This is a genomic window from Rhodococcus aerolatus, assembly GCF_054783215.1.
In genome coordinates this window covers 105,389-126,488 of record NZ_BAAGQZ010000004.1, presented here as the reverse complement: position 1 = coordinate 126,488, position 21,100 = coordinate 105,389, and the positions used below count along the sequence as shown (strand labels likewise).

Sequence of the window (21,100 nt, the reverse complement as noted above, 5' to 3'; positions counted from 1 at the left end):
CAGCCCCTGCCTGCATCCCGCGGGCGCGATGCACCGATCCGGGGTCGTGGACGGCATCGAGCCCGCGGGATGCACGGGCTGGGCCTAGGTGGTCGGGGGCAGGGCGGCGCAGCCGTCGGTGGCCGGGGTGCCCAGGTAGCGCTGGTAGAGCCACGCCTGCGCCTCGGGCAGCCCGACGATCGCCGGCAGCGCGTGGCCGAAGCCGTAGCCGGGGAACGTCGGCGCGATGTCGTACCGGCGGAAGGTGACGTCCGCGCCCTTCCCGCACCAGTCCGCGGCGAGCTGCCGGGACTGGGCGTAGGGCACCACGTCGTCGTTGCGGCCCTGCCAGATGTACACCGGCGCAGTGGGGGTCAGGGTCCCGATCTGCTGCGCGGCCACGGCGGAGGCGAACGGCTCCTGCCCGAGGAACGCCGTCAACGGCTGCCCGCTGACCGTGTACTGCGAGGTGCGGTTGAACGCGTAGCGCAGCGCGGTCGCGGCCACGCACTGGGTCGCGGTCTCAGCCAGCACCTGCTGCCCGCGCGCGTTGAGCAGCGGCGGCAGCGCCGTGGCCACCGCGGGGTAGGACGCGGCCAGGCTGTTCACGGCGTAGCCGAGCAGGCCGGTCAGCGCGGTGCCGTCGAGCTGGGCGGCGGTGGCCGCGAGGTCGGCCGGGGGTGCACCCGCTGCGGCGCCGACCAGGTCGAGCTCCGGGGCGTAGGTGGGGGCGAGCTCGGCCGCCGCGGCCACGGCGCCGCCGCCCTGGGAGTAGCCGTAGAGCCCGACGGGGCCGTCGGCGGCCACGTCGACCGCGGGGTCGCGGGTGCCGAGCTGCTGTGCCGCGCGCGCCGCGTCGAGCACGGCGTGGCCCTCGTCGACCCGGTTGACGTAGGTGTGCACGCCCGGCGTGCCGAGGCCGATGTAGTCGGTGACCACCACGGTCTCCCCGGCCAGCAGCAGCGGGGCGATGGTGGCGGCCTCGTACTCCAGGCCCTGCTGGAACAGCGTCGACGGGGCGCACTGGTCGCCCTGGCCGATGGTGCCGACGGCGAACGACGTCAGCGGGCGCGGGCCCGGACCGCGCCACGGGGAGCGGGGGCTCAGCACGGTGCCGGTGACCACCCGGGACGCCCCGGTGGAGTCCGTCGTCGCGTAGCCGATCTTCTGCGCGGCGGCGCCGAGGTAGGCCACCTGGATGGGGGCGGCGCTGAGCAGGGTGCCGTCCGCGGGGGCGGTGGCCTGGGTGGCGACCGGCGCGGCGAGGGCGGGGGCCGCGGCCACGACGGCGGCCGTGGCGGCGAGGACGGCGGTGACGGACAGGCGGCGCAGGCGCACGAGGACCCCTCTTCCCGGTGTGCCCCGGTGCACACCTGTGCCCGGGAGGATGCCACGTCCGGACGCCGGGCAGGCGGGGTTGGACGACACCGGGCCCCGCACGCGGGGCGGCGTGCGGGGCCCGGTGAGCGGTGGTGCGGGGGAGGACTACTGGATGACGACGTCGATCGGCGGCGTCGGCACGGTGCCGGGCGCGGGCAGGGTGAGCCGGAACTGGTAGGTGCGCTCGCCGATGCTGACGCAGCCGCTGTCCGACGCGGTGTCGTAGGCGCCGGACAGGCCTCCGCTGCAGGTGTTGTCCGCCGTCGTGTCGGCGTAGGCCTCGCCGCCGAAGCCGGCAGCGGCGTACGCGCCCTCGCCGTCGTACGCGTAGGCCGTCGCCGACGAGTCGGCGCCGGTGGCGTAGCTGGACGCGACGCCGCCGGTGTCGGCGTCGCTGTAGGCGACCCCCCCGCCCGCTGCCGTGGCCGTGGCCGAGCCGCCGTCGTAGCCGTAGGCCTGGGCGTCGGAGAACCCGTTGACGTCGGCCCGGGCGGTCCCGCCGTCACTGGCGTAGGCGTGGGCGTGGAAGGGGCTGTCGGGGTCGATGTAGCCGTTCGAGGTCGCCGACGCGGTCCCCCCGTCCTCGACCGTGGCGTCCGCGTAGCCCCCGCCCGTCGCTCGCGCCGAGGCGTCGCCCGACCCGTAGCTGTCGGCGGTGGCGTAGCTGCCGAGGGGGTCGGACCCGGGGACGGAACCCTGACCCACCGCCGTCGCCCTCGCGGTGCCGGTGGAGTCCGACGCGTCGGCGGAGCAGTAGGGGTCGGGGTTGGGGAAGCTGGACGAGCCGACCTCCACCGACTCGCCGGCCGCGGCGGTGCACGCGGCGGGGGCGGGTGCGGCGGCGCCGGCCGGGGTCGCCAGGGCGCCGGTCAGGCCGGCGGCGGCGAGGACGGAACCACCAGCACCGAGGACCATGCGGCGGCGCTGGGGGCTCAGGGCGCGGTGGCGGCCGGTGCGGCGGGGCAGCGGCAACGAGGACTGGGACATCGGCGTCTCCTGGGAACGAGGTGCGTGGCGCCCTGGACCGGGCGGACGAAACGTAAGGCAGTCCCGCGAATGGGACACCATTTCGGTAAAAGTGGTGTCGCGTGCACCCGAGTGGGTGAACATGGTGTTCTGCTAACGAATGGTCGAGTCGGTCGTACGGCGGACACGACCATTTCCCGTCACGGCTCCCGACGGCCAGGTCGGGCCTCGTCCGCCGTGTCGGACCCGCCGTGCCGCGGTCAGGACGGCCACGTGCCCCTGGACTCGGTGGTCCACGTCAGCAGCGTCGCGCCGCCCGACCGTGCGGGCGCCGCCGCAGGCACGTCCCGCAGCAGCCGGTCCGCGCCACGGTGCCGCCGTGCTGCTCTGTCCCGCCGGCGAGCCGTCAGAACGGCAGGGTGACCTCGGCCGCCTCGGTCCACGTCAGCACCGTCGCACCGACCCGCGGTGCCGGCACCGGGACCTCCCCGTCGAGCAGCAGCCGCAGCGCCAGGTGCGGCAGGTTGAGCCCGCTGGCCGCGGAGTGGAACAGCCCCGACGCCGCCCGGGTGTTCACCTCGAGCAGCGTCGCCCCCCGTGCCCCGTGGCGGACCTGCACGTTGGACAGGTACCGCAGCCCGAACCCCTCGCTCATCGTCCGGGCGATCGCGACCGCACCGGGATCGTCGACGAGCTGCCGGGTCCACTGCGGGCCGCCCTTGGACCGGGGCACCGCGGCGAGCAGCGCGCCGTCGTGGGAGAGGGTGTCCACGCTGACCTCGTCACCGGTGAGCAGCTCGCACACCAGCACCGGGGCCACCGTGCCGCGCGCGGCGATCCGGGCCTCGACGTCGTCGGGGTGGATGCGCGGGCCGGGCAGCTCCAGCAGGTCGTCGTAGCCGCCCACCGTCTCGTCGAGCACCCGGAACCCCTTCGCGCCGTGGTCGACCGCCGGCTTGAGGCACACCTGGTGCCCGGCCCCGCGCAGCGCCGCGTAGGCAGCCCGGAACCCGCCGGCGTCGGTCACGACGTGCGTCTCCGCCACCGGCACGCCCAGGGCGCGGGCGGCCTCGTGGGCGGCGGCCTTGTCCCCCAGGGTCCGCACCGCGTCACCCGGGGAGACCATCAGCCGGACCCCCGCGGCGGTGAACGCGGCCTCGGCGTCGGCCACCGCGGCGCGCTCCCGGCCCGGGACGAACACGTCGATCCCCCGGTCCCGGCACGTCCGCAGCGCGAGCTCGACCCAGTCGTCCCCGGTGACGTGCTCGGGCTCGCGGAAAGCGACGTCGCACGCCTGCAGGAACGGCGTCGACCGGGCGGTGTGGCTGCCCGTGACGTGCAGCTGCGTGCCGTCGGCGGCCGCGCCCTCGCGCAGCATGCCGATCAGCTGGTAGGTGCCGCGGTAGGCCTGGTTGAACCACAGGCGCAGCGGCACGCACGCTCCTCGGGGGCTGGGTCGCGTCGGGTCGGGTCGGGTCGTCCGGGCGCGGCAGCACCCGTTGCGCGAGGATAACGGGCATGTCGGACGGTGCCGTGACGGCGACGCGGGCCCGGACCGCCGCGCCCCGGCTCGTCGCGACCGACCTCGACGGCACCCTGCTGCGCTCCGACGGCACCATCAGCGCCCGCACCCGGGCCGTGCTGGACGCGGTCGTCGCCGCCGGCGTGCCGCTGGTGCTCGTCACCGGCCGGGCCCCCCGCTCGCTGGGACCCGTCGTGGCGGCCACCGGGCACCGGGCGGTGGCGGTGTGCGCCAACGGCGCCGTGCGGTGGGACCCGGCCGCGGAGCGGGCGCTGCACCAGCAGCTGCTGCCCGCCGCCGTGGCCCGCGCCGTCACCGACGACCTGCGCGCCGCCCTGCCCGGGCTGGTCTTCGCCGTGGAGCGGCCCGACCGCGGGTTCGGCCACGAGCCCGGCTACACCCCGTCGCGGCCGTGGCCCCACCCCCCGCGCCCCGTCGGCGAGCTGGTGGCGGACGGGGCCGTGACCGTGCTGGGCCACCACCCGACGCTGCCGCCCGACGAGCTGCTGGCGCGTGCGCTGCCCGTCGTGGCCGGGCGCGCCGCCGTGACGGCGAGCAGCAGCCGCAGCTTCGTCGAGCTCAACGCCCCCGGGGTGGACAAGGCGACCGGGCTGGCGTCGCTGGCCGCCGAGCTCGGGGTGCCCGCGGCGGACGTGGTGGCCTTCGGTGACATGCCCAACGACCTGCCCATGCTGCGGTGGGCGGGCCGCGCCGTGGCGGTGGCGGGGGCGCACCGCGACGTGCTGGCGGTGGCCGACGAGGTGGCGGCGGGCCACGACGAGGACGGCGTCGCCGAGGTGCTGGCCCGCTGGTTCCCGGCCGCGCCGTGACGACCGGGGACACCGGGGGGACCGCCGGGGACCCGCTGGGCGCCGTGCTGCGCCAGCTGGTGGAGGCCAGCCCGCTGGGCGTGGCGATCGCCGACGATCAGGGTCTGCTGCTGCACGCCAACGACGCCTACTGCGCCCTGGTCGGCCGCCCGCTGGCCGCGCTGGTGGGCCGCTCGTCGCGGGAGTGGACCCACCCGGACCGCCTCGCCGCCCACGCCTCGATGGCGCGCCTGGAGGTCGAGGCCGAGGCGCGGGGCGAGCGGCCGTGGGTGGAGACCTGCTACGTCCGGCCCGACGGGTCGGCCCGGTGGGCGTGGGTGACCACGGCGCGGCTCACCGGCCCCGGCGGGGTGCGGTGGACGGCGGGCTACGTGCAGGACATCACCGTGCGCCGGGACGCCGAGGAGGCGCTGCGCCGGGGCGCGACGACCGACCCGCTGACGGGCCTGCTGAACCGGCGGGGCTGGCGGGAGCGCACCGACGCCCTGCTCGGGGCCGCGACGGGTCCGCTGACGGTGGCGGTGCTCGACCTGGACCACTTCAAGGACTTCAACGACCGGCACGGGCACACGGCCGGTGACGAGCTGCTGCGCGCCTTCGGGACCGCCCTGGCCTCGGTGGTGGACGAGGCGGTGCCGGTGGCGCGCTGGGGCGGCGAGGAGTTCGCGGTCGCCCTGCCCGACGCCCCGTCGGGTCGGGCGGCGGACCTGCTGCAGGCCATCGCCGCGCTGCTGCCGGCGGGGCAGACGCTCTCCGGCGGGCACACCCGGCGCCGGCCGGGCGAGCCGCTCGAGCAGACCCTGGCCCGGGCGGACCAGCTGCTCTACCGGGCCAAGGCCGCCGGCCGGGACCGGCTGGCGACCGACGGCTGACGCGTCACCGAAGGCGGGGGGCCTCAGACGCTGACGCCGCGCTCCGCGAGCCACGCGCGCGGGTCGACCTTGCCGCCGCCGGGCGTCTCGATCTCCAGGTGCAGGTGGGGGCCGGTGGACTGGCCCCGGTTGCCCATGGTCGCGATGAGCTGGCCCGCGGAGACCCGGGCACCCACGCTGGTCTCGAGGGACTCGACGTGGCCGTAGGTGCTGATGGTGCCGTCGTCGTGGCGCACCCGCACCCACTGGCCGAAGCCCTGGGCGGGCCCGGCGTCGACGACGACCCCGTCGGCCACGGCGACGATCGGGGTGCCGACGGCGTTGGCGATGTCGATGCCGTTGTGCGCCGCACCGCCGCGCGGGCCGAAGCCGGAGGTGTACGTGCCGACGGTGGGCTGCGCGACCAGCGCGCTGCGGCCCAGGGCGCGCGAGGCGCGCAGCGCCTGCGCCGAGCGGCTGGCGGACGCCGCGGGGGTGTTGCCGAGGGTGGCGAGCAGGGCGTTCGCCTCGTCGGACTGGCTCTGCAGGGCGGCGCGGCGGGCGACGAGGTCGTCCTGCACGGCCTGCGCGTCGACCTGCGCGGCCTCGGCGGCGGTGCGGGAGGCCTCGGCGCCGGCGAGGACGAGCTGGGCGACCTCCTGCGCGGTGGCGGCGGCGGTGAGCCGGGCGGCGCTGTCGGCCCCCAGCAGGTCCAGCGCCGTCATCCGGTCGAGCAGGTCCTGCGGCCCGTCGGCGGTGAGCATGCCGGAGAGCCGGTTGGTGCGGGCGCCGCCGTGCAGCGCGACGACGAGCCCGTCGACCTGGCTGCGCAGCACCTCGGCGCGCCCGGCCTCGGCCTCGGCGGCCTGCCGGGCGCGGTCGCGCTCCGCGGTGGCGTCCGCGACCTCGGCGCGGCGGGCGGCCAGCGCCTGCTCCGCGGCGGCGAGCCGACCCTCCAGCTCGACGGTGCTGCGGTCGATCTCGGCGAGCCGGCCGAGCGCCCCGGCCTGGTCGGTCGGTGCCGCGGGCTGCGCGGGCGCGGGCTGCGCCGTGGCGGGCGCGACCGCCCCCACCAGCGGGGCTGCGGCGAGCAGGACGACGAGGACGCCGCGGCGCCAGGAGGAGGAAGACATCGGGGCCCAAGGTAACAACGAGGTCAAGGTGCGGTCACGGAAGGGTGGTCGACGTCTCCCCCGCCGGACCGCTCAGTGCGCGAACGACTGCGCCTGCGACCCGGTCGAGCCGTGCCGGCGCAGCACGGTGACCACGGAGCGCAGGTCGTCGAGCAGCAGCCGGCCCAGGTTGCCGGAGAAGCCCTCGCGCACCACCACCCGCAGCACCGCGACCTCGGTGGCGTCCTCCGGCATCGTGTACGCGGGCACCTGCCAGCCGCGGGCCCGCAGCTCGTGGGAGACGTCGAACACGGTGAACCCCGGCTCGCCGACCACCCGGAACGCGAAGACGGGGATGGCGGAGCCGTCGGAGAGCAGCTCGAAGCAGTCCATCGCGCCGATCTCCGCGGAGAGCCGGGTGGCGATCTCCCGCAGCGAGCCCATCACCTGCGTGTAGCCCTCGCGGCCGAGGCGAAGGAAGTTGTAGTACTGCCCGACGACCTGGTTGCCGGGCCGGGAGAAGTTCAGCGTGAACGTGGGCATGTCCCCGCCCAGGTAGTTCACGTGGAACACCAGGTCCTCGGGCAGGTCGTCCGGGGTCCGCCACACCACGAAGCCGATGCCCGGGTAGGTCAGCCCGTACTTGTGGCCGCTGACGTTGATCGAGACCACCCGGGGCAGCCGGAAGTCCCACTCCAGGTCGGGGTCGAGGAACGGCACGACGAACCCGCCGCTGGCCGCGTCGACGTGCACGGGGACGTCCGGCCCGCCGCCCGCGGCCAGCGCGTCGAGGGCGGCGACGACCTCGGCGACGGGCTCGAGCTCGCCGGTGAACGTGGTGCCGAGGATGGCGACCACGCCGATGGTGTCCTCGTCGACGGCGGCGGTGACCTGCTCGGGGGTGATGACGTAGCGGCCGGGCTCGACGGGCAGGTAGCGCGGCTCCACCTCGAAGTAGCGGCAGAACTTCTCCCACACCACCTGCACGTTCGAGCCCAGCACCAGGTTCGGCCGGGGCCGCCCCGTCTGGTCGCGGCGCGCCCGCCACCGCCACTTCAGCGCCAGCCCGGCGAGCATCACCGCCTCGCTGGAGCCGATCGTCGAGACGCCCGTCGCGTCACCGGGGTCGCCCGGGGCGTGGAACAGGTCGGCCACCATCGACACGCAGCGCGACTCGATGGCCGCGGTCTGCGGGTACTCGTCCTTGTCGATCATGTTCTTGTCGAACGTCTCCGCCATGAGCCGGTCGGCCTCGGGCTCCATCCAGGTGGTGACGAACGTGGCCAGGTTCAGCCGCGAGCTGCCGTCGAGCATCAGCTCGTCGTGGATGAACTGGTACGTCGGCGCGGCGGGCATCCCCTGCTCCGGCAGCGTCGTCGCCGGCTGCGCCTGCACCCCCAGCCGCCCGGTGTAGGCCGGGGTCACCTCGTCGTACTCGCCGCGGCGCCGTGCGCCCCCGGGCTGGCTGCTGGGCTCGACCACGGGGTTCCTCCTGGGGTGCGGGGCTGGTCCGGACCCATCCCACCACCGCTGGGGCGAGGAGGGCGTGTGGTGACAGGATCGGCCGGTGGCCGCCGATGCGCCCCGGGTCGCGCCGGGGGACCTGCTCGTCTCCTCGACCGAGCTGGTCGAGCCGACGTTCCGGCGCACCGTGGTCTACCTGGTGGAGCACTCGGGCACGGGCAGCCTCGGGGTGGTGCTGAACCGGCCCAGCGAGGCGCCGGTGTCCGACGTGGTGCCCGCGTGGGGCGGGAAGGCCGCGGACCCGGCCACGATCTTCGTCGGCGGCCCGGTGCGGCGGGACGCGGCGCTGTGCCTGGGCGTGCTGCGGGACTTCGCGCCGCTGCGGGTGGGGCTGCGGCCGGTCGAGGGACGGGTGGTCCTGGTCGACCTCGACGCGGAGCCCGACGAGCTCGTGCCGCGGCTGCGGGGCATCCGGCTGTTCGCGGGCTACTCGGGGTGGTCGGCCGGGCAGCTGGACACCGAGCTGGACCGGCAGGACTGGATCGTCGTGCCGTCGCTGCCCGACGACGTGCTCACCCCGCCCGGGGTCGACCTCTGGGCCCGGGTGCTGCGCCGCCAGCCGATGCCACTGGCCCTGCTGGCCACGCACCCGCTGGAGCTCGACCGCAACTAGCTCCGTGTGTGATTTCTGCAGCCAGGAGGCGAGGTCCCGTTCACAGCTCGCGCAGCGCCCCCACCGCAGCCGCCCCGCCGAGCCCGGACACCGCCCCGCCGCGGTGCGACCCCGCTCCGGCCAGCAGCACCCGCCGCGAGCCCGCCACCTCGACCCCCCACCGCTGCGCGACCGTCGCGGGCTCCTCGTCGAGCCAGGGCCAGCTCAGGTCGCCGTGGAAGATGTGCCCGCCCGGCATCCCCAGGCTCGCCTCCAGGTCCAGCGGGGTGGCCACCTCGACGCAGGGCCGGCCGTCCGCGTCACGGGCCAGGCAGTCCTCGAGCGGCTCGGCCAGGTGCTGCTGCAGCGCGGCCAGCGCGGCGTCGCGGGCGCGGTCACGCAGGCCGTCCGGGTCCGCGCGGAACAGCGACGCCGGGGCGTGCAGGCCGAACAGCGTCAGCGTTGCCCCGCCGTCGGCCCCGAGGATCGACGGGTCGGTCAGCGAGTGGCAGTACACCTCGCCGGGCAGCACCGCGGGCAGCTCCCCCGCGGCCGTGCGGGCGTACGCGTCCTCCAGGGTGGTCAGCTCCTCGGCCAGGTGCGTCGTCCCCGCGAACGCCACCGCCGGGTCCACCCCGCTGCGCAGCCGCGGCAAGCGGGTCAGCAGCAGGTTCTCCTTGAGCTGGGAGCCCTCCGGGGCGGTGGCGTCCCCGCCCAGCCAGCCGCGCACCAGCGACGGGGCCACCGCGGCCAGCACGTGCTCGGCCCGCCAGCTGCGGTCCCCCGCACCGACGTCCACCCCGCGGCCGTCCTCGGCCAGCGCGTCGACCTCGACCCCGGTGTGCACCCGGACCCCGAGGGCGGCCGCGCGGGCGACGAGCGCGTCCGCCAGCGCCCCCATCCCGCCGACGGGCACCAGCCACTCCCCCGTGCCGCGCCCGACGACGTGGTAGAGCAGGCACCGGTTGGCGCGCAACGACTCCGAGTCGACGCTGGCGTGGGTGCCGATGAGGCCGTCGGTGGCGACGACGCCGCGAACGGTGTCGCGGGCGAAGCGTCGGCGCACCGCCGTCCCCAGCGGGGCCTCGACGACGTCCTCCCACACCTGCTCGCCCGCCGCGTCGACCACGGCGCGGCGCACCGCGTCCCGGGTCCACATCGGACCCTGCAGCGCGGGGGCGACGGCGCGCGCCAGCCCCGACAGCTCGGCGCCCCAGGCCAGGTAGGCGGCGTGCTCGTCGTCGGACCCGGTCAGGGCGCGGAAGGACGCGGCCGTCGCGGGCCCGGGCTGCTGCTCGACGAGCAGGCCGCCGTCGCCCACCGGGGTGTACGACGCGACGGCCCGCCGTCGCAGCGCGAGCCGGACGCCCACGCGGCGCAGCAGGTCCTCGGGCAGCAGCGAGACGAGGTAGGAGTAGCGGCTCAGCCGGGCGGTGCGGCCGGCGAAGACCCGGGCCCCGGCGGTGGCGCCGCCCGGGTGCGCTCCCCGCTCCAGCAGCGTGACGTCGTGCCCGTCCTGCGCGGCGAGGATGGCGGCGACGAGCCCGTTGTGGCCGCCGCCGACCACGACGACGCGGCTCACGTGCGCTCCCGAGCGCGGCGGCGGTGCTGCCCGGGTGTCTCCCCGGCGAGGCGGGCGAACTGCCGGGTGAAGGCGGGCTGGTCGTAGAAGCCGGTGGCCGTGGCGATGTCGGCGATGGGCCGGTCGGTGCCGGTGAGCAGGGCGCGGGCGGCGTCGATGCGGGCGCGGAGCACGAACTGGGTGGGGGACAGGCCGTGCACCCGGCGCACCCGGCGCTCCAGCGACGACGTCGAGCAGCCCGCGGCCTCGGCCAGGTCGGCGAGCCGCAGCGGCTCGGCCAGCCGGGCGTGGACCAGCTCGGCCACCCGCGCCAGCGAGACCATGGCGGGGTCGGACTCGTCCGCGCTGCGCAGGTCCTCCGAGACGATCGCGACGCCGGTGACCGCGCCGGCCCCGTCGCGCACCGGCAGCTTCGTCGTCAGGTACCACCCCGGCTCGCCGCCCTCGCCGCGGATCAGCTCGAGCTCGTGGCGCAGCGGCCGGCCGGTGGCGAGCACCTCGGCGTCCTGCTCCTCGTAGCGCTCGGCCAGCTCGGCGACGAAGAGCTCGCGCGCGCGGCGGCCGACGACGGCGTCGCGGCGGGTCTCGCGGGTGCGGCGGACGAACGCGTCGTTGACCTCGGTGTAGCGGCCGTCGACGCCCTTGAGGCAGAACATCACCCCGGAGAGCTCGTCGAACAGGTCGACGAGCACGGCGGCGTCCGGCAGCGCGGGGCCGCGCGCCGGGTCGGGGACCATGCGCCCAGTCTGCTGGGCCGTGGGCCTGTGAACGAAACCTCGCCTTCTGGGTGCAGTTATCACGCACAGACCGGGGGATCCGTACAAGACCGGGCCGGGGGCGGGCGGGCAGGCTCGGGACCATGACCTCCCCGTCGACGCAGACCCCGCCGCCCGCGGTCGCCGCCCCCGACGACCTCACCCCCCTCGTCGAGCGCGCCGTCGCCCAGGCCCGGCGCTGGGTCGAGGCCACCGCGGCCGGGGAGTCGCGTGCCGAGGCCCGCAGCACCGGCCGGCTCGCCGCGCTGGTCCACGACCCCGACGGCGTCGAGTTCACGATGCGCTTCGTCGACCTCGTCGCCCGCCCCGAGGACGACGCCGTCGCCGCCCGCGAGCTGGTCCGCCTCGCCCGGCCCGGCGGACGGGAGGGCACCGTGCCCGTGCCCGCGTTCCTCGGCGGGATCGACAAGGCCCTCATGCTGGCCGGGTCCGTGGCCGCCCCGCTCGCCCCGCCGCTGGTGATGCCCCTGGCCCGGCGCCGCCTGCGCCAGCTCGTCGGCCACCTCGTGCTCGACGCGGCCGACCGCCCGTTGCGCCGCCGCCTGGTCGCGGCCCGGGAGGACGGCTTCCGGCTGAACCTCAACCTGCTCGGCGAGGCCGTGCTCGGCGAGGACGAGGCGCGCCGTCGCTTCCAGCGCACGCTGGACCTGGTGCAGCGCCCGGACGTCGACTACGTCTCGGTGAAGGCCTCCTCGGTGTGCAGCCAGCTCAACCCGTGGGACGTCGAGGGCAGCACCGAGCGCCTCGTCGAGCGGCTGCTGCCGCTCTACCGCGCCGCCGCGGCCCGCTCCCCCCAGGTCTTCGTCAACCTCGACATGGAGGAGTACAAGGACCTGCACCTGACCGTCGAGGTGTTCCGCCGCCTCATGCGCCACCCCGACCTGGCCGGGCTGCAGGCCGGGATCGTGCTGCAGGCCTACCTGCCCGACGCCCTCGGGGCGCTGACCGAGCTGGCCGACCTGGCCGCCGAGCGCGCCGCGGCCGGGGCCGCCCCGGTCAAGGTGCGGATCGTCAAGGGCGCCAACCTCGCCATGGAGCAGGTCGACGCCGAGGTCCACGACTGGCCCCAGGCGCCGTACACCACCAAGGCCGACGTCGACGCCAGCTACGTGCGGCTGCTCGACCGGGGGCTGCGCCCGGCGACGGCCGGGGCGCTGCGCATCGGGGTGGCCAGCCACAACCTGTTCGACGTGGCCCTGGCCCACGAGATCGCCACCGCCCGTGGGGTCACCGGCTCGCTCGACGTGGAGATGCTGCAGGGCATGGCCCCCGCCCAGGCCCGCGCGGTGCGCGACGTCGTCGGCGACCTCATCCTCTACACCCCCGTGGTGCACCCCGGGGACTTCGACGTCGCCGTGAGCTACCTGGTGCGTCGGCTGGAGGAGAACGCCGCCCCGCAGAACTACCTGCACGCCTTGTTCTCCCCCGACGGCGAGACCGCGCTGGCCGGCCAGGAGCGGCGCTTCCGGGACTCCGTGCGCGACGCCGCCGCCGTGCCCGCCACCCCGCGCCGCACCCAGGACCGGGCGGCCGACGCCACCCGGCACGGCGGCGACGTCTTCACCAACGAGCCCGACACCGACCCGTCGCTGCCCGCCAACCGGGCGTGGGCCCGGGCCGCGATCAGCGCTGCGCCGCACCAGGTCTCGTACCCCGAGCTCACCGCGGTCGCCGACGTCGACGCCGTGCTCGACACCGCCGCCGCGGCCGCGCAGGGCTGGGCCGCCACCCCCGCGGCGGAGCGGGCCCGGCTGCTGCGCCGCGCCGCCGACGAGCTCTCCCTGGTCCGCGGCGAGCTGCTCACCACGATGGTCCACGAGGCGGGCAAGACGCCCGCCGAGGCCGACCCGGAGATCAGCGAGGCCATCGACTTCGCCACCTACTACGCCGACCGCGCCCTCGAGCTGGACGAGCGCTTCACCCCGCACCGCGTCGTCGTCGTCACCCCGCCGTGGAACTTCCCCGTCGCCATCCCGATGGGCGGGGTGCTGGCCGCGCTCGCCGCCGGGTCGGCCGTCGTCATCAAGCCGGCCCCGCAGACCCGGGCGTGCGCCGAGGTCGGCACCGCCGCGCTGCAGCGGGCCGGCTTCCCCGCCGGCGTGCTGCAGCTGGTGCACACCGACGAGTCCGACGCCGGGCGCCGGCTCGTCACCCACCCGAGCGTCGACGCCGTCGTCCTCACCGGGGCCAGCGACACCGCCCGGCTGTTCCGCTCCTGGCGGCCCGACCTGCCGCTGCTGGCGGAGACGTCCGGCAAGAACGCGCTGGTCGTCACCCCGTCGGCCGACCCCGACCTGGCCGTGGCCGACCTGCTGCGCTCCGCCTTCGGCCACGCCGGGCAGAAGTGCTCGGCCGCGTCGCTGGTGATCTGCGTGGGCACCGTGGCGGAGTCGGAGCGCTTCCGCCGCCAGCTCGTCGACGCGGTCGGCTCGCTGCGGGTCGGCTGGGGCACCGACGTCGCCACCACGATGGGCCCGCTGCAGGAGGCCCCGGGGGACAAGCTGCGCCGCGGCCTGACCACCCTCGAGCCGGGCGAGACCTGGCTGGTCGAGCCGCGCCAGCTCGACGACTCGGGCCGGCTGTGGTCCCCGGGCGTGCGCGACGGGGTCCGCCCGGGCTCGTGGTTCCACACCACCGAGTGCTTCGGCCCCGTGCTCGGCATCATGCGGGCGGACACCCTCGACGAGGCCGTCGAGCTGCAGAACGCCACCGGCTACGGCCTCACCGGGGGCATCCACTCCCTGGACACCGACGAGGTGGAGCACTGGCTGGCCCGGGTCGAGGTGGGCAACGCCTACGTCAACCGCCACATCACCGGGGCGATCGTGCAGCGCCAGTCCTTCGGCGGCTGGAAGGGCTCGGTCGTGGGCCCGGGCGCCAAGGCGGGCGGGCCGAACTACGTGGCGCAGCTCGGGACGTGGACCGACGGTGACCTCGGCGCGCTGGCCACGGCCACCCCGAGCGCGGCGGCGGTGGCCCTGCACCGGGTGGGCACCGTGCTCGACGAGACCGACCACGCGTGGCTCACCACGGCCGCCGGGTCCGACGAGGCCGCCTGGGCAGCCGTCTTCTCCCGGGAGGTCGACCCGACGGGGCTGCGCGCCGAGGCCAACGTGTTCCGGTACCGGCCGCTGGCGCAGCTCGCGGTGCGGGTCGAGGCCGCGGCCCCGGCCCGGGACGTCGCCCGCGTCGTCGTCGCCGCGGCCCGCACCGGCACCGCGCTGGTGCTTTCGGCCGACGCGACGAGCCCCGTGCTCGAGGCGGCTGCCGCCGTCGCCGGGGTGACGGTGCGCACCGAGGACGCCGCCGCGTTCGCCGCCCGGGTGCAGCCCGGGGAGCGGCTGCGGCTGCTGGCCGGTGGTGCGCCGGCGCCCGCAGAGCTGGCGGACGCGGTCGTCGAGGCCGGGGCGAGCCTGCTCACGGCCGCGCCGCTGGCCGACGGGCGGCGCGAGCTGCTGACCCTCCTGCGCGAGCAGGCCATCAGCCGCACCCTGCACCGGTTCGGCCACGTCACCGAGCGCTGACCGCACCGCTCGAGCGCCGGTGTGTGGCGGCTCAGGACCCCGTGCGGCCGCCACACACCGGCGCTCGGTGGCTACCGTCGTGGCCCCCGACCCCGGCCCGTCCGGGCCGCCACCTGCAAGGAGTCACCGTGACCGACCTGCCCCCGTCCCCGGACGACCCCCGCCCCGGCGGGAGCGATCGGGTGCGCAGCGGGTCGTGGGACGACGACCCCCGCGCGTTCCCCGGCTGGGCCGCCCCGGCGCCGGCCCCCGCACACCCACCGGCCCCCTCACCGGCACGCGCACCCGCAGCGCGCCGCGGGCCGGACCCCGCGCCCGCCGAGGTCGTGCTGTCGGCCCAGCTGTGGTGGGCGAGCATCGCGCTCGGCCTCGTCGCCGGGCTGCTCAGCATCCTGCTCGTCGACCGGGACGCGCTCGTTACGGCCGTCCTCGACGCCGACACCTCCGGGCTGACCCGCAGCCAGGCCGAGTCCGCCGTCGGCGCCGGCCTCGTCGGGGGGCTCGTGCTGACGGTGGTGCTCCTGGCGGTGGAGGGCCTGCTGGTCCGCCGGATGCGGCAGGGTCGCCGGTGGGCCCGCACCACGCTGACGGTGCTGGGGGTCGTCTCCGTGCTGTTCTCGCTGCTCGGCGTCAGCGCCGGGCTGACCCTGAGCGGGCTGGCGAACCTGGTGTCGTTGCTGCTCGTCGCGTCCGCGGTGTGGCTCATGCACCGCCCGGCGGCCGCGGACCACTTCGCCCGCCCCGCGCCGTGACGGCCAAGGAGACGTTCTCGTTCTCCCCGGACGACGGCGTGCCCCCGCCGGTGGGCCCGTTCGCCCACGCGACGCGCTGGGGTGACCTGGTCTTCTGCACCGGGCAGATGCCGACGGACCCCGCCACCGGCGAGCTGGTCGCCGGGGGTCTGCTCGCCCAGGCCGAGCAGGTGCGGGCCAACCTGGCTGCCGTGCTCGCCGGGATGGGTCTGACGTGGGACGACGCGCTGCAGGTGCGGGTCTACCTCACGGACTTCACCGACTTCACTGCGTTCAACAAGGCCTACCGGACGTGGTTTACCGGCCCGCTGCCCGCGCGCACCTGCGTCGGGGTCACGGGCCTGGCCGTGGGCGCGGTCGTCGAGGTCGACGTGATCGCCGCCGGACCGCCCGCCTAGGGGCGGGGAGCCCGGGGTCAGGCGGAGGCGGCCGGGGCGTCGTGCGCGCCGACCAGCGAGCAGCCGGTGCACGACGCGCAGGCGGTCGGGGCGCACTGCGCCGGCGCGGGCACCGCCGCGGCGGCCCGGGTACCGGCGGACCCGCCGGCGGCGACGGCGACCAGCCCCACCACCAGCGCGAGCACTCCGACGACCGTGCCGGCGAGCGCGCCGAACGCGGCCGGCGCGAAGGCACCCAGCAGCAGCGCGACCGCCCCGGCCAGGACGCCGGGGGCCGCCACGCGGTTGGCCACGCCGAAGGCGTCGACCGACGCCAGCGAGGCGGGGGTGCGGACGCCCACGAAGCGGTTGCGGGGCAGGCGGCCGAGCAGCCCGGCCACGCCGATCCCGGCGAGCGCCACCGCGCCCACGCCCAGCAGCACCGTCACCACGACTCCCACGACCATGCCCCCAGGGTACGGCGGGCTCAGCCCTGCAGCAGCAGCGCCAGCAGGGCCGCGGCGCCCAGACCGAACCAGCCCACCCGGAACGCGACGGACGCTGCCCCGGTCAGCGGCCACGGGGCCCTCGGCGAGGCCAGGAGCCCCCAGGCGGCCGCGAGCGTGACCACGAGGACGGTCGCCAGCAGCGCCCGGAGCGGCACCGGGAGAACCCGCGTCGCTCCCCACCACCCCGCAGCGACGTAGACCCCGAGCTCGGCGGTGAAGGCGAGGACGTCGACCGGCCGCACCGCCGTCTCCCTCCCGGCCGGGCCCGTCACGACAGCCGGAACACGGGGACGCCGGGCGCAGCCGCGGCGACCACGTCGTCGGGGGAGTCGGCGTCCAGCCCGTCGAAGAACTGCCCCACCTCGAACGCCCAGCGCCGCAGGTAGGCCCGCAGCACCGGGGTCTTGTCGGCGTCGGCCAGCTCGGTGGCGCTGAACGACTCGGTCCGCCGCCCGACCCGCAGCTCCCCGGTGCCGGCGACCCGCAGGTTGCGCACCCACTGGGTGTGCCCGCGGGGGGAGACGAGGTAGCGCTCGCCGTCGAGGGGCAGCACGTTGACCGGGGTGGCGCGCCACTCCCCGCTGCGGCGGCCGCGCACCCGCAGCTCGCGGCTGCCCCACACGCTCACCCCGCGGCGCGTCAGGAACGTCACCGCCGGGTTCATGACGGTGCGGGTGAACCGGTCGGGGGCGAGGTAGCGGGTGGCGGTCATGGCGGGCTCCCAGGTCTCGACGAGAGCGGTGCTCTCGTTCTGGGGACGACGGTCCGCTCTCGACGCCCCGATGTCAAGAGCACTGCTCTCATCAGCGAGCACTGCTCCGGTCGAACCGGACGCGCCCCCCGCCCCCCGGGCTGCCACCATGACCGCCATGCCCCCCCGCGAGTCGTCCGACGACCACCTCTGGCTGCTCACCGCCACCGAGCGCGCGAACGACGACACCCGGCTGCCGGCCTGGTCGGAGGGCAACCGCGCCGAGGTCCTCGCCCACGGTCGGCCGTACTTCGCGGCGCTGGCCGAGGCGCTGGCGGACGTGGGCGAGGGCGACCACGTGTTCTTCAGCCAGTGGCGCGGGGACGACGACCAGCTCGTCGACGACGACGGCACCACGGTGTCGGACGCGCTGACCGGCGCCGCCGAGCGGGGCGCCGTCGTCAAGGGCCTGGTCTGGCGGTCCCACGGCGACGTCATGGGCTTCCAGGGCGAGCAGAACCGCACCCTGGCCCACACCCTCGAGGAGGCCGGCGGCGAGGTGCTGCTCGACCAGCGGGTCCGCTCCACCGGCAGCCACCACCAGAAGTTCGTCGTCGTCCGCCACCCGGACGACCCGTCGGCCGACGTCGCCTTCGTCGGGGGCATCGACCTCGCCCGCGGCCGCCGCGACGACGCCGAGCACCACGGCGACCCGCTGACCCGTGAGTTCCCCGAGGCCTACGGCGAGACCCCCGCCTGGCACGACGTGCAGCTGCGCATCACCGGCCCCGCCGTGGGCCAGGTCGACGACACGTTCCGCGAGCGGTGGGAGGACCCGGCCGGCTCGTCGCGGCTGCCGTGGCGGGTGGTGGCCGACGCGCTGCACCCCGTCACCCGCACCCCGCAGGAGCTGCCCGAGCGGCTGCCCGACCCGCCGGCGGCCGGGGACGCGGCGGTGCAGCTGCTGCGCACCTACCCGCGGCGCCACCCCACCTACCCGTTCGCGCGGCGCGGCGAGCGCAGCGTGGCGCTCGGCTACCGCAAGGCGCTGCGCCGGGCGCGGCGGCTGGTCTACGTCGAGGACCAGTACCTGTGGTCCACCGACGTCGCCGCCGTGTTCGCCGAGGCCCTGGAGCGGGAGCCGCAGCTGCACCTCGTCGTCGTGGTGCCCCGGCTGCCCGACGACGACGCCGCGCTGACCAAGGCCGCGTCGGACTCGGGGCAGGTCGGCGCCATCAACCTGCTGCACCGGGCGGGGGAGGACCGGGTGCACGTGCTCGACATCGAGAACGAGGCCGGGCTGCCCATCTACGTCCACGCCAAGGTGTGCGTAGTCGACGACGTGTGGGCCGCGGTCGGCAGCGCGAACCTCAACCGCCGCAGCTGGACCCACGACTCGGAGCTCACCGCCGCCGTGCTCGACGGCGCGCGCGACCCCCGCGAGCCCACCGACCCGTCCGGACGCGGGGACGGGGCCCGGGTGTTCGCCCGGGAGCTGCGCCTCGAGCTGCTGCGCGAGCACCTCGGCCGCGCCGAGGGCGACGACGCCGACCTGCTCGACCCGATGGACGCCGTCGCGGCGATCACCGCGCAGGTGACGGCCCTGGAGCGGTGGCACGACGACGGCGAGCAGGGGCCGCGGCCGACCGGGCGGCTGCGCCGGCACCGCACACCGTCCCCCGCGGCGTGGCTGCGCCACCTGCTCGACCCGGTGCGCCGCGAGGCCGTCGACCCCGACGGCCGGCCCTACCCGCTGCGGGCCCGCAGCCGCTTCTGAGCGCGGCACCCCCACCGACGGGGCCGCCCCGCCCACCCCGCACGGTGCGGAGGTGGACGGGGCGGCCCTGGTGCTGGCGCTGCCCGGGAGCTACGGCGTGGCCGTCGGCCCCACGAGGGTGGCCGAGATGGCCGTGGGCGTGCCGGAGACCGCGGAGCTCAGGAACGGCTGGAGCGCGAACCCGAACGGACCGCACCCGCTGAAGTCGGCCGCTCTGTAGGAACCCGTCAGGGTGCCCCCGGCGGTCAGCGTCGTCGCGGGCCCGGTCAGGGTCACCGCCGACGGGGTGGTCGTCCGGCAGCTGCCGCCCGGGGCGAGCAGCGGGAAGCGTCCGGCGACCAGGATCTGGTCGACGACCAGGTTGATCGAGCCCGCCACCGCGAGCGAGCTCCCGGTCACCGTGCCGGTGACGGGGCCGGTGGTCTCGACGTGCGCCGTCACCGTGACGGGCACGACGCCGAGCAGCCGGCCCGTGTAGGTCATGCCCGGCAAGGTCAGCACCCCGTCGGTGAAGCCGGTCGCACCCACCGTCGCCTTCAGCGAGCCGGGGCCGAAGGGCATCGATGCGCCGCCGGGCCGCGTGGCCGTGCCCGAGACCCCGTAGGTGTTGACCGTGGTGGAGGCGACGACGGTCGCGGTCGAGGTCGCCGTGACGGCCCCGGACGGGGTGGCCGTCGGGGTGATCGTGGTCGTCACCGTGAAGGCACCGGGCGTGGCGTAGGTGTGCGTGCCCGAGACGCTGAACGAGCCGGAGCCCCCGGTGATCGTCCCGGCCGACGCCGTGGTCCCGTCGCCCCAGCTGATGCTGGCGGTGAAGGCGGCCGCGGTGACCGAGGTGTCCGGGTCGGTGAAGGTCGCGACCGGGGCGGTGACCGGGACGCCGGTCGACGCGGTCACGGCGACACCCGTGGCGGTGATGGGTGCAGCGGTCCACGTCTCCGCCGCGGTGGCCTGCTGCTTGGTCCCGGAGGCGGCGTCGGTGAAGCTGACGTTGATCGTGTCGTCCCCGGGGCTCGTGCCGGTGTAGGTGAAGCTGACCTGGCCGTTGGCGTCGGTGGTGCACGGCGCGGGGCTGCACGTCCCCGTCGCACCGTCGTTCTGCCCGGTCACGGTGAACACCACGAGCTGGCCCGCGACGGGGCTGCCGCCGCGGGTCACGGAGGCGGTGACGGTGTGCGGCGACCCGACCGGGTCGGAACCGGTCGTCGGGGTCAGCGCGAGGTCCGGCGAGGTCACGACGACGCCGGAGCCGGCGACGAGAACGTACGGCTCACCGCAGGCCGTAGCGCCGGTGTCGGCGTCGGTCCCGCACACGGGCGTGCTCGCCGTGTCGGTGGCGACGGCGAGCGGGAGCCAGTCGTCAGCGAACGTGGGGAACGACTCGTGCACCGAGCATCCCCAGCCCGCGAGGTCGCTGCTGCTCAGCGAGTCGAACTGCGGGTTCGACGCGACCTTGGCGACGTTGCCCCCGCACGGCGGGCTGTCGTTCTCGGTCCACGTCCCGGTCCCGCTGCTCAACGACTGGAGGATGGGCGCGACCCCGCCCTGGGCGAATGCACCCTCCGACGCCGTGAAGTACAGGCCGGTGCGTCCGGGCTGCGCGCCGGCAAAGGCGATGCCGTCGGCGATGAGGACGTTCGCACCGGGGTGGGAGCCCGCGTGGTCGGTCGGGTCGGTCCCGAGGACGACGCGGTTCCCCGCGCGGGTGTTCACGGCGGTGCCCATGACGACAGGTCCCCAGGTCGCCTCGTTGGCGGAGAACGACGTCGGGACCTGGCCGTTCGGGTCACCGGCGATGAGGAGCTGGTACGAGGCGAAGTCCGCCTGGGTCAGGGTCGACCACTCCGCGCCCGTGACCACCGTGACGTCGAACCCCGCGGCGGTGGCGGCGACGGCTTCGGAGCTGCTGGCCCCGTCCGGCGCTGTGTCGAGGTTGAGCAGTGCCTTCGGCGCCGCCGCCGGAGCGGTGGACACCCCCTGGGCGGCGGCGGACGGTGCCAGGCCGACCACCGCGATCGCGGTGGTCAGACCGAGCAGGCCGGCGGTGAGCCGGCGCCGTGCGTCCCGGCGGCGTGGCGGCCGGGCGGGCTCCGACGAGCCCGGGTCGTGGTGGTGGGACTGTGACACGTCGACTCCAAGAGGTGCGGTGGGACGGGGCAGGAGCGGGGCGGCCACTCGCACCCCAGCTCTAGTGACGTCTCCCCGGACGCGACGACGTGTGCTGGCTCGTGAGCGGACCGCGCGAAAGGTCGCAGTCCCGTACGGGTCATCGGAATGGTTACGGCACCATTCACTCGAACAGGTGAGCCACATCGGCAGCAACCGGGCAAACCCCCTCGGACCAGCGCGGTCGCGA

At 76.3% G+C, this 21,100-nt stretch carries 18 protein-coding genes; 7 read left to right on the top strand and 11 right to left on the bottom strand.

The genetic code is table 11. The annotated features are described in order from the left end of the window. Positions 1-84 precede the first annotated feature (84 nt). The 3 genes from ACYVOF_RS02230 to ACYVOF_RS02220 all read right to left on the bottom strand — a co-directional run bounded on the left by ACYVOF_RS02230 (position 85) and on the right by ACYVOF_RS02220 (position 3,760). Positions 85-1,317: a lipase family protein gene (locus ACYVOF_RS02230; protein ID WP_460863869.1), complete on the bottom strand. Its 1,233-nt coding sequence runs from the start codon at positions 1,315-1,317 to the stop codon at positions 85-87. 147 nt (positions 1,318-1,464) lie between these two features. Further along, the gene (locus ACYVOF_RS02225) at positions 1,465-2,346 is read right to left on the bottom strand and encodes a DUF6764 family protein (protein WP_460863866.1); all 882 of its coding nucleotides are present in this window, start codon (positions 2,344-2,346) and stop codon (positions 1,465-1,467) included. 385 nt (positions 2,347-2,731) lie between these two features. Then, positions 2,732-3,760, bottom strand: a complete 1,029-nt coding sequence (locus tag ACYVOF_RS02220; protein WP_460863864.1) for an ATP-grasp domain-containing protein — start codon at positions 3,758-3,760, stop codon at positions 2,732-2,734. A gap of 83 nt (positions 3,761-3,843) precedes the next feature. On the opposite strand from ACYVOF_RS02220, the gene ACYVOF_RS02215 reads away from it, so the two are divergent. Both ACYVOF_RS02215 and ACYVOF_RS02210 read left to right on the top strand, forming a co-directional pair. Then, positions 3,844-4,677 carry an HAD family hydrolase gene (locus ACYVOF_RS02215; RefSeq protein WP_460863862.1) on the top strand — a complete coding sequence of 278 codons (834 nt, stop codon included), beginning with the start codon at positions 3,844-3,846 and terminating at the stop codon, positions 4,675-4,677. Next, on the top strand, positions 4,674-5,549 hold the full coding sequence (locus ACYVOF_RS02210; protein ID WP_460863859.1) for a GGDEF domain-containing protein: 876 nt from the start codon (positions 4,674-4,676) through the stop codon (positions 5,547-5,549). Before ACYVOF_RS02215 ends, ACYVOF_RS02210 begins: the two co-directional genes overlap by 4 nt. Before the next feature lie 23 nt (positions 5,550-5,572). On the opposite strand, the gene ACYVOF_RS02205 is transcribed toward ACYVOF_RS02210, so the two are convergent. Next, on the bottom strand, positions 5,573-6,661 hold the full coding sequence (locus ACYVOF_RS02205; RefSeq protein WP_460863857.1) for a M23 family metallopeptidase: 1,089 nt from the start codon (positions 6,659-6,661) through the stop codon (positions 5,573-5,575). Positions 6,662-6,733: 72 nt separating this feature from the next. Next, a complete protein-coding gene (locus ACYVOF_RS02200; protein WP_460863856.1) occupies positions 6,734-8,122 on the bottom strand; it encodes a glutamate decarboxylase in 1,389 nt (462 codons plus the stop codon). A gap of 85 nt (positions 8,123-8,207) precedes the next feature. Between ACYVOF_RS02200 and ACYVOF_RS02195 the strand changes: the two genes are divergently transcribed. After that, positions 8,208-8,777 (top strand): YqgE/AlgH family protein, encoded by a 570-nt coding sequence (locus ACYVOF_RS02195; RefSeq protein ID WP_460863854.1) that lies wholly within the window; start codon positions 8,208-8,210, stop codon positions 8,775-8,777. Positions 8,778-8,817: 40 nt separating this feature from the next. Here ACYVOF_RS02195 and ACYVOF_RS02190 read toward each other — a convergent pair whose 3' ends face one another. Both ACYVOF_RS02190 and ACYVOF_RS02185 read right to left on the bottom strand, forming a co-directional pair. Continuing rightward, entirely contained in the window at positions 8,818-10,338 is a 1,521-nt protein-coding gene (locus tag ACYVOF_RS02190) for a phytoene desaturase family protein (RefSeq protein ID WP_460863852.1), read from the bottom strand. Further along, positions 10,335-11,075 carry a PAS domain-containing protein gene (locus ACYVOF_RS02185; protein ID WP_460863848.1) on the bottom strand — a complete coding sequence of 247 codons (741 nt, stop codon included), beginning with the start codon at positions 11,073-11,075 and terminating at the stop codon, positions 10,335-10,337. The genes ACYVOF_RS02190 and ACYVOF_RS02185 overlap by 4 nt, the downstream gene beginning before the upstream one ends. A 122-nt stretch (positions 11,076-11,197) precedes the next feature. Between ACYVOF_RS02185 and ACYVOF_RS02180 the strand changes: the two genes are divergently transcribed. The 3 genes from ACYVOF_RS02180 to ACYVOF_RS02170 all read left to right on the top strand — a co-directional run bounded on the left by ACYVOF_RS02180 (position 11,198) and on the right by ACYVOF_RS02170 (position 15,788). After that, complete coding sequence (locus tag ACYVOF_RS02180) at positions 11,198-14,638, top strand: proline dehydrogenase family protein (RefSeq protein ID WP_460863847.1); 3,441 nt, start codon at positions 11,198-11,200, stop codon at positions 14,636-14,638. 128 nt (positions 14,639-14,766) lie between these two features. Then, positions 14,767-15,390 carry a hypothetical protein gene (locus ACYVOF_RS02175; protein WP_460863846.1) on the top strand — a complete coding sequence of 208 codons (624 nt, stop codon included), beginning with the start codon at positions 14,767-14,769 and terminating at the stop codon, positions 15,388-15,390. Beyond that, entirely contained in the window at positions 15,387-15,788 is a 402-nt protein-coding gene (locus ACYVOF_RS02170; RefSeq protein ID WP_460863844.1) for a RidA family protein, read from the top strand. The genes ACYVOF_RS02175 and ACYVOF_RS02170 overlap by 4 nt, the downstream gene beginning before the upstream one ends. Before the next feature lie 17 nt (positions 15,789-15,805). On the opposite strand, the gene ACYVOF_RS02165 is transcribed toward ACYVOF_RS02170, so the two are convergent. The 3 genes from ACYVOF_RS02165 to ACYVOF_RS02155 are packed head-to-tail and all read right to left on the bottom strand — an operon-like array spanning position 15,806 to position 16,988. Further along, a complete protein-coding gene (locus tag ACYVOF_RS02165; RefSeq protein ID WP_460863843.1) occupies positions 15,806-16,234 on the bottom strand; it encodes an SdpI family protein in 429 nt (142 codons plus the stop codon). Positions 16,235-16,254: 20 nt separating this feature from the next. Beyond that, a complete protein-coding gene (locus ACYVOF_RS02160; RefSeq protein WP_460863841.1) occupies positions 16,255-16,518 on the bottom strand; it encodes a DUF2568 domain-containing protein in 264 nt (87 codons plus the stop codon). Between the two features lie 26 nt (positions 16,519-16,544). After that, positions 16,545-16,988 (bottom strand): nitroreductase family deazaflavin-dependent oxidoreductase, encoded by a 444-nt coding sequence (locus tag ACYVOF_RS02155; protein ID WP_460863840.1) that lies wholly within the window; start codon positions 16,986-16,988, stop codon positions 16,545-16,547. A gap of 157 nt (positions 16,989-17,145) precedes the next feature. Between ACYVOF_RS02155 and ACYVOF_RS02150 the strand changes: the two genes are divergently transcribed. Then, positions 17,146-18,744 (top strand): phospholipase D family protein, encoded by a 1,599-nt coding sequence (locus ACYVOF_RS02150; protein WP_460863839.1) that lies wholly within the window; start codon positions 17,146-17,148, stop codon positions 18,742-18,744. A 90-nt stretch (positions 18,745-18,834) separates the two neighbouring features. Here the strand turns inward: ACYVOF_RS02150 and ACYVOF_RS02145 are convergent, their stop codons facing one another. Further along, entirely contained in the window at positions 18,835-20,871 is a 2,037-nt protein-coding gene (locus tag ACYVOF_RS02145; RefSeq protein WP_460863837.1) for a hypothetical protein, read from the bottom strand. Between the last annotated feature and the right edge of the window lie 229 nt (positions 20,872-21,100).